This window comes from Hallella faecis, assembly GCF_018789675.1.
GTDB classification, from domain to species: Bacteria; Bacteroidota; Bacteroidia; order Bacteroidales; family Bacteroidaceae; genus Prevotella; species Prevotella faecis.
The window spans coordinates 25,089-39,021 of sequence record NZ_JAHKBE010000008.1; the positions used below are offsets into that span (position 1 = coordinate 25,089).

The following is a 13,933-nucleotide window of genomic DNA, read 5'->3' on the forward strand; positions in this document are numbered from 1 at the left end:
CCGGGCATTCTTGGTACTCCTGGATGTTCTATCTAACTATCTATCAACCTAATAGTGTTGCACCCTTTTTTTAATGAAGAAAGTGTTTACCCTTCTTCTGTTATTATGTGTCTGTGCCATAGCCAGTTATGCGTAGACCACAGAAAACAACGAGGACAAACCGGTGATGACGATCGGTTGCCTAAGTGATTTACACAACGAGCTGGGGCTCATCAGTGGCGAACTGTCGACCGTAAAACTGCGCGGCACGTTTGGCAACACCATCAAGCGCATGCATGAGGAAGAGGACGTGGACCTCATCTGCCTGGGTGGCGACTACACGAGCGACGTTACCGTTAGCAAGGAAAACTGGGAGCGCGTGAAGCAACTGATGCGCGAAACGAGCCGCTCGGCCTTCCGCGACGGGCGGACCCAACGCCCGGTGATTTACGTCACGGGCAACCACGACTATGAGGTGGCCAACTTCGACAAGATTCCCAAGGGCTTCAACGCCGGCTATTACCAAGACATCATGGAGGAGGACATTGGTCCTCTAACAGCCCACAACGCCTACTATGAGGAGGCCGACAACGGTTCGCTGGGCAAGCAGAAGTTGCTGGGGGCCTATCATTACCAGATTAAGGGTTTCGACTTTGTGATGCTCAACTGCGGTCTCTATTTCTTCAAGAACGCATGGGACTACACCTACTCGTTGGGCTCTGTGCAATGGGTGGCCGACAAACTGGCTGAGCTCTACGCCTCCGACCCCAACAAGACGGTTTTCTTCCTTCTCCATGTTCCGTTCTCCGACTCCAATAGCATCTCGGCCGCCAACAAGGGCATGAAGAGTGGCGAGTCGACACGCCTGCTGAAGGCCACGCTTGCCAAATATCCCAACCTCGTCATGATCTACGGTCACGACCACGGAACCGACTCGGCCTTCATCCGCAAACGCACCTCACAGCGTGTTACGCGTTACGACGTAGGCGGCATGGTCATCTCTTCGTTCGACGACACGCATGTGGACGACCCCGTATTGCCTCCCGACACTCCTGAAGAGCCCACCTCGGTAACGATGAGCATCAAGTCGGTGGCTACGGGCAAATACCTCACCTACGGCTCGTCGACCAACCTTGCCGTGCAGGATGATGCCATGAACGCCACCATCGACAAGGTGGCCAACTCCGACAACCATTTCTCCGTGAAACTTGGCGGCAACTACGTTTACTGCGGATCGACGGCCACATTCAGCGGAAACGCCAAGCTGACCGACTATTCCAAGGCGTTCATCTACAAGGTCGACGACAACAAGGCCACGCGCGTCACCGCTACCAACGAACTCGCCGACGGCGCCAAGGTGGTGCTGGTCTACAAGGCTTCGAAAGACAAGAAATACTACGCCCTGCTCCCCGAGAACACCAAGACGAGCCTCAGCTCCGACAACCGCATGAAGGCCCAACTGGTGGCAGCCAGCGATCCGGGCGACGAGATCAGCGTTGAGGGCGACAACATCGTTTGGCAACTGAATCAGCGTGAGGTGGAGGAGACGGGATTGCCCATCGACGCGTGCATCCAGAACACAGCCACGGGCAAATATATCGGTGAGGATTCGAGCAACCTCAACACCGTAGACGAGGCGCTCACCTGCAACATCTATGAGGAGAACGGCAAGGTTTACGTAAAGATGCCCAACAACAACCGCCATCTGCACATCGGCTCGGGCGGACGATTCTCTCGCGGCGACGCCACCGCCCTGAAGTTCTTTGAGGTGGTAGCCCCAACCGTGGAGCATGGTTCGTATGTGGGAACATTGGTGAAATACCCCAAGACGGGTGTGCCCTACGCCATCGCGGCCGAGAAGTCGGGCAAGACTTACCTGCTCACCAACAAGGTGTACAAAGCCGGCGAGGGCGACGACCAGCGCCTGGAGGGCCAGGAGGTTACCGTCAACGGCAACACCGTCAGCTTTACCGACGACAACCTTATCTGGACACTCAAGGAGAGAGAGCCGGGCGATCCGTCGTTCTTCTCAAGTTTCATGGGTTCGATGAGATACTACAACAACTCCATCGAGGGCGACGTAAGCGTCAGCAACTCCAAGATTGTGCAAGCCCTGATGGTTTACATCTACCCCGACCGCATCACGCTGAAGATGAAGAACTATGGCGAGAGCGGCACCTTCGGCAACATCACCATCAACAAGGACCTCGCCGCCTACACCGTTTATCGTGAGGTGCGCAACGCCAACGGCGCGTTGACCGCCATCAAGGGCGTCACCACCGAGAACAAGATGGGCAAGGCCGACGGTCGTGTGTACGACCTGACGGGCCGTCAGGTAACGCGCCCCACACACGGCGTTTACGTCATGAACGGCCGCAAGGTGGTGCTCTAAACCCCTAAAAACCAACTCATAGGTGCTCGGCAAAACGGTAGGAGCGGTTCCTAATCGGTTTGCCGGGCACCTTGTTTTTTCTCACATCCGTCAACCCCGCCACGATTTGCCCACCAACGGTGGGGCATGGATAAGGATGGAAAAAAGGCGACAGTCATACCCCGTTTTTAACGTTTGTTTCCCAGCGAAGGCAGGATGGGTCGCAAATACGCGATTCTCAACGCATTTTTCTAATCACCTAACAGTCAGAGGCTTACGTTTTCAACGCAACATCCTGCACTCCATATTCAACAATCCGCCTTGCGGTTAGGCATGTTTCGTGGTGCGGAACATGCCTAAACACAGCACAATACATGGTCTTTCGAGTTGCGACAAGGCATGTATCGCAACCCGAAAGATGCCTAACGGCAACGGCTCGGCTGAGAGCAGGGGCGTCGAGGGCTCAAACATCTCTCCTCGACCGCTCAAAAACGGCCATCTCGCTCGCTATTTGGGGCGCTCCCGGTGATGCGGATTTTTCAGAACTATCATTACATTTCATTCCACCCCACCCCATTGTCCGACGGCCCAACGGTCTGTTTGTCTCCCAAGTTGGCAGGTCTTTTCCACGCTCACAGCGCCCTTTTTCACGCTCCCGCCCAACGCCCAGATGGCACAAAATGCGAAAAAATATGCGAAAAAAGCAGGTGGCTTCTTGGGCATTCGGGCGAATTACATTATCTTTGTGGAAAAATACCATAACCGATGACGGGAACAGAATTCATTGGAAAGTTTAAAAGCAAATACCTATGGGGCAACCTGGCGGCCATGGCGCTCGTCGTAGGAGCGCTGATTGTGGGTGCCAAGTTCGGCTTAGGCATTTACACCCATCACGGCGAATCGATTGCCATTCCCAACATAGTGCATAAGAAATTCGACAACGCCACACACGTGCTCGACCAACTGGGCTTGCGCATCGAGGTGAGCGACACGGGCTACGTGAAGACGCTGCCCCCTGGATGCATTCTCGAACAAAACCCGGAGCCGGGAGAGCATGTGAAGTCGGGGCATGTCATCTATGTCACCATCAACGCCAGCCACACGCCCACGCTGACGCTGCCCGACATCATCGACAACAGCTCGCTGCGAGAGGCCATGGCCAAACTGTCGGCCATGGGCTTTAAGTTGACCCCGCCCCAGTTTGTGCCGGGTGAGAAAGACTGGGTCTACGGCGTGGTGGTGAAGGGGCAGCACGTGGTCTACGGCGACAAGATTCCCGTAGACGCCGCCGTCACCATACAGGCGGGCAACGGACAGCTCGACGATAACGACGCGGTGAACTATGTGGACACGGAGCCGGCCGACAACTTCGAAACGGAGGAGCCCACCGAGGAAGACCCGTTCGAGGAGGTGAAGGAGCAACCCGCGGAGCCTGCGCCCACGCCCGAACCCGCCAAGAGGGATCCCGCGCAGCGCACGGAATGAGCAGGAGGAGAAAGGGGTGAGAACCATCACGGGCTGCGTTCCCATTTAAGAAAACAAGACCAACAACGAATGACAGATTATACCGACGATATAGAACTCATGGAGGACGACGAGCTGACTGCCGTTGAGCCTTCGACCGACGACGCACAGCTCTATGAGCATTGGAAGATGGAGGTAGACCCCGGACAGGCCACCGTGCGCATCGATAAGTTTCTGGCTGAGCACATGCAGCACTCGAGCCGCAACCGCATACAGACGGCGGCCGAGCAGGGTTGCATCTTTGTGGGCGACCGACCTGTGAAGAGCAACTACAAGGTGCGGCCGGGCGACATCATCACCCTGAGGCTCGACCGACCCAAGCACGACACCACCATACGGCCCGAGGAGATTCCCTTGGACATCGTCTACGAGGACAGCGACCTGATGGTGGTCAACAAGCCCGTGGGCATGGTGGTGCACCCAGGTGCCGGCAACTTCAGCGGAACGCTCATCAACGCCGTGGCATGGCACATGCGCGACGTGCCCTCGTTCGACGCCAACGATCCCGAGGTGGGACTGGTTCACCGCATCGACAAGGACACCAGCGGCCTCATCGTGGTGGCCAAGACACCCGAGGCGAAGACGGCGCTGGGAAAGCAGTTTTTCAACAAAACCACACACCGCAGCTATAACGCATTGGTGTGGGGCAACTTCGTCGAGGACGAGGGGCGCATCGAGGGCAACATTGGACGCGACCCCAAAGACCGCTTGCGCATGAAGGTGTTCGATCCCGAATCGGGCATCGGAAAACCGGCCGTCACCCACTGGAGAGTGCTCGAGCGATTCGGCTACACCACGCTCGTGGAATGTAAGCTGGAGACGGGACGAACCCACCAGATCAGGGCCCACATGAAGCACATCGGACACCCGCTGTTTGCCGACGAGCGCTACGGAGGAACCGAGATCCTGCGCGGACAGCGCAGCTCAAGCTACCGCGCCTTCATACGCAACTGCTTCGACCTCTGCCCACGACAGGCGCTGCACGCCAAGACGCTCGGATTCGTACACCCACGCACAGGACAGCAGATGGACTTCGACTCGGAGTGGCCCACCGATCTCACGGCGCTCATCGACCACTGGCGTAAGTTTATCAACGGAACGAGGCGCGACGACTAACACTTCCTTACAAATAAGAACATACAAGAACATCTATAATATCAACAAGATGAAAGATTTAAAGAGAAACATTGCCATCGTCTGCGGCGGTGACTCCTCTGAGCACGACGTGTCTATGCGCTCGGCACAGGGACTTTATTCATTCTTCGACAAAGAACGTTACAACATTTACATCGTCGACGTGAAAGGCATCAACTGGCACGTGGAATACGAAGACGGCGACGTGGCCACCATCGACAAGAACGACTTCTCGTTCATCGGCAAGGATGGCAAGGCTGTGGTCTTCGACTATGCTTACATCACCATTCACGGCACCCCGGGCGAGAACGGACTGATGCAGGGCTACTTCGACCTCATCCATCTGCCCTACTCCACCAGCGGTGTGTTGGTGGAAGCCATGACATTCAACAAGTATGTGCTCAACAACTACCTGCGCGCCTTTGGCGTACGCGTGGCCGACAGCATCTTGCTGCGTCTGGGCGACGAGTATGATGAGAAGGAGATTGAGAAGCGCTTGGGCATGCCTGTCTTCGTGAAGCCGGCAGCCGACGGAAGCAGCTTCGGCGTGTCGAAGGTGAAAAACGCCGACCAGTTGGCTCCCGCCCTGCGCGTGGCCTTCATGGAGAGCGACGAAGTGATGATCGAAGGCTACATGAAGGGCACAGAGATCTCAATCGGATGCTACAAGACACGCGATAAGATGGTGGTGTTCCCAGCTACCGAGGTGGTGACCAGCAACGAGTTTTTCGACTACGACGCCAAGTACAACGGCCAGGTGCAGGAAATCACACCGGCACGCATCGCCGACGAAACAGCCAAGCGCGTGGCCGACGAAACAGCCAAGATCTACAACATCCTGCATTGCAACGGCATCATCCGAATAGACTATATCATCTCGAAAGATGCTGAGGGCAACGATCAGATCAACATGCTCGAGATCAACACCACACCGGGAATGACGGCCACAAGCTTCATACCGCAGCAGGTAAGGGCGGCCGGGCTCGACATCAAGCAGGTGCTGACCGATATCGTGGAGAACCAGTTCTAACACGTTTCCCATCCTACGCAATCATCATTTCGCCTTATGATTATACCCGAGAAATTCAATGATATAAGGCCTTTCGAGCCCGAGGAGCTCCCTGAGGTCTACGATAGGTTGCTGGCCAACCCGCAGTTTCAAGCCGTCGTGAGGTATCTCTACCCTGATGTGCCGTTCGACATGCTCGCCGCGAAGATGAAGACGTGCAAGACGTCGCTCGACTTCCAAATGCAGTTCTGCTACAAGTTTATCGACAACCTGATGAAAAAGGCGAGCCGAGGCTATGAGATGAACTGCAAGGCGATCAACAACACCAAGCACTACACGTTCGTGAGCAACCACCGCGACATTGTGCTCGACTCGGCCATACTCGATATGCTGCTCATCGACGCGGGCTTCACCACCACATGCGAGATAGCCATCGGCGACAACCTGCTGGCGCTGCCATGGGTGAAAGACCTCGTGAGGTTGAACAAGAGCTTCATAGTGAAGCGCGGATTGCCCATGCGCGAAATGCTGATGGCGGGCAAGACGCTCTCCGAATACATGCATTTCGCCATTCAGGAGAAGCACGAGAACGTGTGGGTGGCTCAGCGCTCGGGACGAGCCAAAGACTCGAACGACCGCACATCCGAGGGCGTCTTGAAGATGATGACCATGGGTGGAACGGGTACGGTGCCCGAGAGACTGAAGGAGTTGCACATCGTGCCGCTGACCATCTCTTACGAATACGACCCATGCGACTACTTGAAGGCGGTGGAGCTGCAGCAGAAACGCGACAACCCCGAATGGAAAAAAGGTCCCAACGACGACATCATCTCCATGCAGACAGGCATCATGGGATTCAAGGGGCATGTGCACTACCACTGCGCACCGTGCATCGACGAGTATCTCGACAACCTGCCGGCCGATACGCCCAAGGGTGAAATTCACCGCATCATTGCCGAGCACATCGACCATGAGATCCATAGCCATTACATGTTGTACCCATCCAACTATGTGGCGCTCGATGAACTGCAGGGTACGGAGGATTACAAAGACCACTACTCGGCCGACGACAAGGCGTTCTTCGACCGTTACCTGGCCGGACAGATGGCGAAGATCAACATGCCCAACAAGGACGAGGCGTTCCTACGCAAGAGCATCCTGACGATGTATGCCAACCCGGCAATCAACTACATGAATGCCACCAAATGACACGAACCCACAGGACTAAGTTTCGACTCATGGGTGCCTTCGCGGCCCTGCTGCTCATAACGGGCGTGGCCAGCTGCTCAAGCGACGGCTACGAAACGGGCGACGGGCGCTACAGTTACCTACAGGCCGACTTCTGTAAGGCGCATGTAACGACCGCCAAGACGGTCGATTACATCCTGACCGACGGAGGCGACTCGGTGCACTTGGCTACGCCGGCCACGGTGGGCTGGGCCCCGGCGAAAGACACGTTGTGGCGTGCGCTGGCCTACTACGACAAGGCGGCAAGGAAATTGTTTAGCCTATCGCAGGTGCTGGTGGCGCGCCCGTTGGTCAAGATGAGTCTCGACAGCGTGGCCACCGATCCGCTGACGCTCGAAAGCGCGTGGATGGGCGGAGGGTTCCTCAACATCGGGTTTGCCGTGAAAACGGGCTCCTCCGACCAAGTGGACGCCTCACAGGCCATAGGAATCATGGTCGACTCCATCGAGACCGAGGGCGAGGCCACACGCGCCGTGACCCTTCGCTTGTTGCACGCGCAGAACAATGTGCCGCAATATTACACGGTAAGGAGCTACCTCAGCATGCCTCTTCCCGCCGCATGGCGCAGCGCAAAAATGACGATCGTGGCCAACACCTACCGCGGTGAACAACGGCTGATGGCCGAATAGCCACAACCGCATTGCCAAACAAACGTCCCAACACAATAAAGGCCGTTTCCTCAACCACATGGTTTGGGAAACGGCCTTTACCTATTTATTATGGAATGGTATTATTTCAACACACCCAGTTCCTTACCAACCTTGATGAACGCGGCGATGCAACGATCCAACTGCTCGGTGGTGTGGGCAGCGCTCAGCTGAACGCGGATGCGTGCCTCGCCCTTCGGAACAACGGGATAGCAGAAGCCTGTGACGTAGATGCCTTCCTCAAGCATGCAGTTGGCAAAGCGAACGGCCAACGGAGCGTCGTAAAGCATCACAGCGCAGATGGCGCTCTGCGTGGGCTTAATGTCGAAGCCTGCGGCAATCATCTTGTCGCGGAAGTAATTAACGTTCTCAACCAACTTGTCGTGGAGAGAGTTGTCTGTCTTCAGAATCTCAAACAACTTCAGGCTGGCGCCAATGATGCCAGGGGCCAAAGAGTTGGAGAAGAGATAGGGACGGCTGCTCTGGCGCAGCATGTCGATGATCTCCTTACGACCTGTTGTGAAGCCGCCGAGGGCGCCACCAAAGGCCTTTCCGAGGGTTCCGGTGTAAATGTCAACGCGGCCATAGGTGTCGTTGAGCTCGCTAACGCCGTGGCCAGTGGGACCAACAACGCCGGCTGAGTGGCTCTCGTCCACCATGACGAGTGCGTCGTACTTCTCTGCCAAGTCGCAAATCTTATCCATCGGAGCCACATTACCGTCCATCGAGAACACGCCGTCGGTGCAGATAATGCGGAAACGCTGGGCTTGGGCCTCCTTCAGGCAACGCTCCAAATCCTCCATGTCGGCATTCTTATAACGATAGCGCTGGGCCTTGCAAAGGCGCACGCCGTCGATGATGCTGGCATGGTTCAGGGCATCAGAGATGATGGCGTCCTGGTCGGTAAGGAACGAACCAAACAAGCCTCCGTTGGCATCGAAGCAAGCGGCATAAAGGATAGTGTCCTCTGTCTTGAAGTAATCGCTGATGGCAGCCTCCAGTTGCTTGTGAATATCCATGGTACCACAGATGAAGCGAACGGATGCCATACCATAACCGCGACGGTCCATCACGTCCTTGGCAGCCTGAATCAGGCGAGGGTCGTTGGCCAAGCCGAGGTAGTTGTTAGCACAAAAATTGAGTACTTCCTTGCCCTTTACCTGGATGGATGCACCCTGGGGGCTCTCAATGATACGCTCTTCTTTGTAAAGGCCTGCAGTCTTCAAGCCTGCGAGAGTCTCTTGAAGATGTTGTTTCACTTTTCCGTACATAGTAGTTTTAATTAAAGTCAGTGGTACAAAGTAACTGCTTTTTCTTGAGAAAATGGGGCCTATCGCAGCGAAAAAGGTATAGAATTGAAAGTTTTAATCTAATTTAACAAAGCCATTTCCGTAGTTCAACAAAAAAGCATTTACTTTGCGACATATTTTCAATAATTCTATCATACCTAAAAATGAAGAACATACTTGTAATTGGCTCAACTGGACAAATTGGCTCTGAATTAACGCGCGAGCTCCGTAAGCGCTACGGCAACGACCATGTAGTTGCTGGATACATCAAAGGTGCAGAGCCCACTGGCGAGTTGTTGGAGGCTGGCCCCGCTGAGGAGGCTGACGTCACTAAGGCTGAAATGATCGCTACCGTGGTAAAGAAGTACCACATCGACGCCATCTATAACCTGGCAGCGCTGCTGTCTGTGGTGGCTGAGAACAAACCTAACTTGGCTTGGAAGATTGGAATCGACGGTCTCTGGAACATCCTGGAGGTGGCTCGCGAGCACCATTGCCAAGTGTTCACACCCAGCTCTATCGGCTCATTCGGTGAGTCGACACCCCATTGGATGACTCCGCAGGACACCATCCAGCGCCCAAAGACTATCTATGGCGTGAGCAAGGTGACAACGGAGCTGCTCAGCGATTGGTTCAACCAGAAGTACGGCACCGACACACGCTCGGTTCGCTTCCCCGGACTGATCTCTTACGTAGCGCTTCCTGGAGGTGGCACAACCGACTATGCTGTCGACATCTTCTACTCTGCCGTACGCGGTGAGAAGTTTGTTTGCCCCATCCCCGAAGGCACATTGATGGACATGATGTACATGCCCGACGCATTGCACGCCGCCATCAGCCTGATGGAAGCCGACCCCGCCCGCCTCGTACACCACAACGGTTTCAATGTGACAGCTATGAGCTTCGCTCCCGAAACCATCTATGCCGAGATCAAGAAGCACAAGCCCAACTTCGAGATGGTTTACGAAGTAGACCCCCTGAAGAAGGCTATCGCAGAAAGTTGGCCCGACAAGCTCGATGACAGCTGCGCCCGCCAGGAGTGGGATTGGAAGCCTCAGTACGACCTTTCAAGCATGACTGTGGATATGCTCGATAAGCTCTCGAAGAAGCTCAACGGATAAGACACAACATTTCTAACATACCATCGCATGAAGAGGAGGACCTTATCGTCCTCCTTTTTTTATGGGTTCAAAAGAAGTTATCCAATCATCCAAAAGAAAATTATCAATCATCCAAAGGAAGATTCCCAATCATTCAAAGGCGGCTTTATATGAATTCAAAGGTGGCTTTATATGAATTCACAAAACCGACAGAGGCGTCGAATGGCAGGTTTACTATTCGACGCCTCTGTGGTTTGGGCCCTTGGGCAGTTCCATCGGGCATGTCTGGCACGACTTACAGGCTCTCCAACACGCGCTTGAGCACCACTTCGGCGCTTATCTCACGGTTTGCAGCCTCGGGAATAACGAGGCTATGGTCACTCTCAATGACGTCGTCGGTGACAATCAAGCCGCGTCGAACAGGCAGGCAATGCATGAAATAGCCATCGTTTGTCCAACGCATGTGCTCGCTATCGATGGTCCATGAGGAATCGCTGGATAGGATTTTACCATAGTCCTCGGGGCGTGTCACACCCGGACAGCTCCAGTTCTTGGCATACACAAAGTCGGCTCCGGCCAACGCCTTGCGCTGATCATACTCAACTGTGGCGCCCTTCGTGAACCTCGGATCGAGCTCATAGCCCTCGGGGTGGGTAATGACGAAGTCGACATCGGCCGCTGTCATCCACTCGGCAAACGAGTTGGGGACGGCCTGTGGCAACGCACGGCAATGGGGAGCCCAAGTCAGAACCACCTTCGGACGTGCCGTCTTTTTGTGCTCCTCAATGGTGATGAGGTCGGCAAAAGCCTGCAACGGATGCACCGTAGCGGTCTCCATGGCCACCACAGGGCGCCCAGAGTATTTCACAAACTGGTTAACGATGGTCTCGGCATAGTCGAACTCGCGGTCGGAAAGACCTGCAAACGAGCGCACGGCAATAACGTCGCAATAGGAACCCATGACGGGAATGGCCTCCAAGAGGTGCTCACTCTTGTCGCCATCCATGATGACTCCGCGTTCGGTTTCCAACTTCCAAGCGCCAGCATTCACGTCGAGCACTATGACATTCATGCCCAAGTTCATTGCCGCCTTTTGGGTGGAGAGGCGCGTACGCAGCGAATTATTGAAGAAAATCATCAGCAGGGTTTTGTTCTTTCCTAACTGCTGATATTGGAAACGGTCGCGTTTCACCTCCAAAGCCTCGGCCAACGCCTTGTCGAGCGGGCCGATATCTTGCACATTAAAAAAACTCTTCATCGTTACTCTTTTTGTTGATCGTTGTATGATTAAATAATCGTTGTCTTGTCAGGGATAAGCATAGCCAACACCATAAGCACCTAAAGGCACAGCCTGCTCTGAGACGAGCCTAAACCATAAGCACCTAAAGGCATTGCCTGCTCTGAGACGAGCCAACCCCATAAGCGACTTATCGAAACCCCATAAGCATTCCAAGATAGCATTAGCGGCGCTCAAAGAATACACCTTAAGCGGTTTACGAAAGCATTAGGAACGTCCGAAGAAGACTCCGCATGTAGTTTACGAGAGCATTAGGAACGCCCTAAGAAGGCTCCGTATGTAGTTTACGAGAGCATTGGAAACGCTTTATGGGCGTGTCTGACCGTTGCCTTCCACAATCCATTTGTAGGTACAGATCTCGTCTAACCCCATAGGACCACGCGGCCCAAGCTTCTGAGTGCTGATGCCAATCTCTGCTCCCAGGCCAAACTGGGCGCCATCGGTGAACGACGTTGGGGCGTTCCAATAAACGCAAGCGGCATCAACCTGTGCCTGAAAGCGGCGGGCAGCCTGCTCGTCCTCGGTGATGATGGCCTCACTATGGCCCGATCCGTAACGGGCGATGTGGTCGACGGCCTCATCGATATCGCGCACCACGCGCACCGACATCTTGTAATCCATGTATTCGCGGCCAAACGATTCGGCGTCGGCCTCACACAGTAGGTTGGACGGATAATGCCCTTCCAGTTGGCCATAAGCGGCAGAATCGGCATAAAGCACCACGTTCTTGCCCGCCAAAGGCTCCAACAACGCAGGCAGATCGGCCAGCCGTGCCACATGCACCAACAAGCAATCCAAGGCGTTGCACACCGAAACCCTACGCGTCTTGGCGTTGAGCACGATGGCCTTTCCTTTCTCCAGATCGCCCGTTTCGTCAAAATAGGTGTTGACAACGCCCGCTCCCGTCTCTATGACAGGTATGCGGGCCGTGTCTCTCACTAAGTCGATAAGCTTTCGTCCGCCCCTCGGAATACAAAGGTCTATGTAGCCCACGGCATTCAGCATCTCAGCCGTGGCCTCATGAGTGGCCGGCAACAGCACCACCGCCTGCTCGTCAACGCCCATGCGCCGGAGCACACCGTGAATGAGATCAACCGCCGCCTGATTGGAAGCCTCAGCGTCGCGACCGCCCTTGAGCACACAAACGTTGCCACTCTTGAAACAGAGCGCAAACACGTCGAAGGTCACATTGGGGCGCGCCTCATAAACAACGCCGATGACACCGAAGGGCACACTCACCCGATGAAGGCGCAAACCATTGTCGAGTGTGCGCTCATGGCTGACGCGGCCCAAGGGCGATGGCAACCGGGTTACGTTCTCCATGTCGTGCGATATGGCACAAAGGCGCTCATCGGTCAGCATCAACCGGTCGTACAACGGGTTGCTCTTGTGCATGGCCGCCAGGTCTTTCCGGTTGGCCTGAAGGAGCGACGCGCTCTGCGTTCGTATCTCCTCGGCCACCGCCAAGAGCACGGCGTTGCGCGCCTCATCGGTCATGGAAGCCACCGAACGGCTGGCTTGCTTGGCCTGTTGGAACAGATGGGTCAGTTGCATGGTATGAATTCAGTATGTGGAACATGGTTTTTGCGGGTCTCTAAATCCACCAACACATTGTCGCGCTCACCGTTAGCGATGATGACACGTATGCCAGCCTGCGACACTTTCTTAGCCGTGGTGTACTTGGAGTGCATGCCACCGCGTCCGAAAGCGCTCTTCTCGGGAAGGATATACTCGCTGAGGTCGCGGTCGGGTGCCACCTCCCGGATGAGCTCCGCATTGGGATCGTCGGGATGAGAGGTATAAATGCCATCGATGTTCGACAGCAACACCAATGTCTCCGCACGCATCATCTTGGCGATAAGGCCCGACAACTCATCGTTATCGGTGAACATCAGCTCGGTGACACACACCGTATCGTTCTCGTTGACGATAGGCAAGACGCCATTCTCAAGCATCACCTCCATGCAGGCCCGTTGGTTTAGGTACTGCTCACCGGGCTCAAAGTTCTCCTTCATGGTAAGCACCTGACCTATGGGAATGCCAAACTCGCGGAACAAATCGTAGTAGAGCCCCACCAGTTTCACTTGTCCGACGGCGGAGAAGAGCTGTCGCTGCTCCACCGAATCCAATCGGTGGTCCACGCGTAGCTCACCCCTTCCGCTGGCCATGGCGCCCGACGACACGAGGATGACCTCGTGCCCGTGCTGCCTGAGCCACGCTATCTGGTCGACGAGGGTCGACACCCGCGTCACGTCGAGCTTGCCATCGCGGCGGGTCAGCACATTACTGCCCACCTTCACCACCATTCTTTTCTTCTTCTCATCCATGGTATCGT

At 55.2% G+C, this 13,933-nt stretch carries 10 protein-coding genes and 1 pseudogene; 7 read left to right on the forward strand and 4 right to left on the reverse strand.

Features of this window, described 5'->3' with window-relative positions:
• Positions 1–166 precede the first annotated feature (166 nt).
• From KM934_RS03405 to KM934_RS03430, 6 genes are all read left to right on the forward strand, one after another.
• Positions 167–2,371 carry a metallophosphoesterase family protein gene (locus KM934_RS03405; RefSeq protein WP_252344878.1) on the forward strand — a complete coding sequence of 735 codons (2,205 nt, stop codon included), beginning with the start codon at positions 167–169 and terminating at the stop codon, positions 2,369–2,371.
• Positions 2,372–3,115: 744 nt separating this feature from the next.
• A complete protein-coding gene (locus KM934_RS03410; RefSeq protein WP_215759217.1) occupies positions 3,116–3,835 on the forward strand; it encodes a PASTA domain-containing protein in 720 nt (239 codons plus the stop codon).
• 69 nt (positions 3,836–3,904) lie between these two features.
• Complete coding sequence (locus tag KM934_RS03415) at positions 3,905–4,990, forward strand: RluA family pseudouridine synthase (protein WP_215759218.1); 1,086 nt, start codon at positions 3,905–3,907, stop codon at positions 4,988–4,990.
• Positions 4,991–5,039: 49 nt separating this feature from the next.
• Complete coding sequence (locus KM934_RS03420) at positions 5,040–6,038, forward strand: D-alanine--D-alanine ligase (protein ID WP_215759219.1); 999 nt, start codon at positions 5,040–5,042, stop codon at positions 6,036–6,038.
• Between the two features lie 36 nt (positions 6,039–6,074).
• The gene (locus tag KM934_RS03425; RefSeq protein ID WP_215759220.1) at positions 6,075–7,226 is read left to right on the forward strand and encodes a 1-acyl-sn-glycerol-3-phosphate acyltransferase; all 1,152 of its coding nucleotides are present in this window, start codon (positions 6,075–6,077) and stop codon (positions 7,224–7,226) included.
• Positions 7,223–7,894, forward strand: coding sequence for a NigD1/NigD2 family lipoprotein (locus tag KM934_RS03430; RefSeq protein WP_252344873.1), 672 nt, complete (start codon positions 7,223–7,225; stop codon positions 7,892–7,894). The genes KM934_RS03425 and KM934_RS03430 overlap by 4 nt, the downstream gene beginning before the upstream one ends.
• Positions 7,895–7,995: 101 nt before the next feature.
• On the opposite strand, the gene kbl is transcribed toward KM934_RS03430, so the two are convergent.
• Positions 7,996–9,183 (reverse strand): glycine C-acetyltransferase, encoded by a 1,188-nt coding sequence (kbl, locus tag KM934_RS03435; RefSeq protein ID WP_215759221.1) that lies wholly within the window; start codon positions 9,181–9,183, stop codon positions 7,996–7,998.
• 182 nt (positions 9,184–9,365) lie between these two features.
• Between kbl and KM934_RS03440 the strand changes: the two genes are divergently transcribed.
• Positions 9,366–10,322, forward strand: a complete 957-nt coding sequence (locus KM934_RS03440; protein WP_215759222.1) for an NAD-dependent epimerase/dehydratase family protein — start codon at positions 9,366–9,368, stop codon at positions 10,320–10,322.
• Between the two features lie 274 nt (positions 10,323–10,596).
• On the opposite strand, the gene KM934_RS03445 is transcribed toward KM934_RS03440, so the two are convergent.
• The 3 genes and pseudogenes from KM934_RS03445 to proB form a co-directional block, all read right to left on the reverse strand.
• Complete coding sequence (locus KM934_RS03445) at positions 10,597–11,559, reverse strand: Rossmann-fold NAD(P)-binding domain-containing protein (RefSeq protein ID WP_215759223.1); 963 nt, start codon at positions 11,557–11,559, stop codon at positions 10,597–10,599.
• Positions 11,560–11,904: 345 nt separating this feature from the next.
• Positions 11,905–13,152 (reverse strand): glutamate-5-semialdehyde dehydrogenase, encoded by a 1,248-nt coding sequence (locus tag KM934_RS03450; protein ID WP_215759224.1) that lies wholly within the window; start codon positions 13,150–13,152, stop codon positions 11,905–11,907.
• Positions 13,152–13,925 (reverse strand): annotated as a pseudogene (proB, locus tag KM934_RS03455) (glutamate 5-kinase); the annotation flags it as partial. The gene KM934_RS03450 and the pseudogene proB, both read right to left, overlap by 1 nt.
• Positions 13,926–13,933 lie beyond the last annotated feature (8 nt).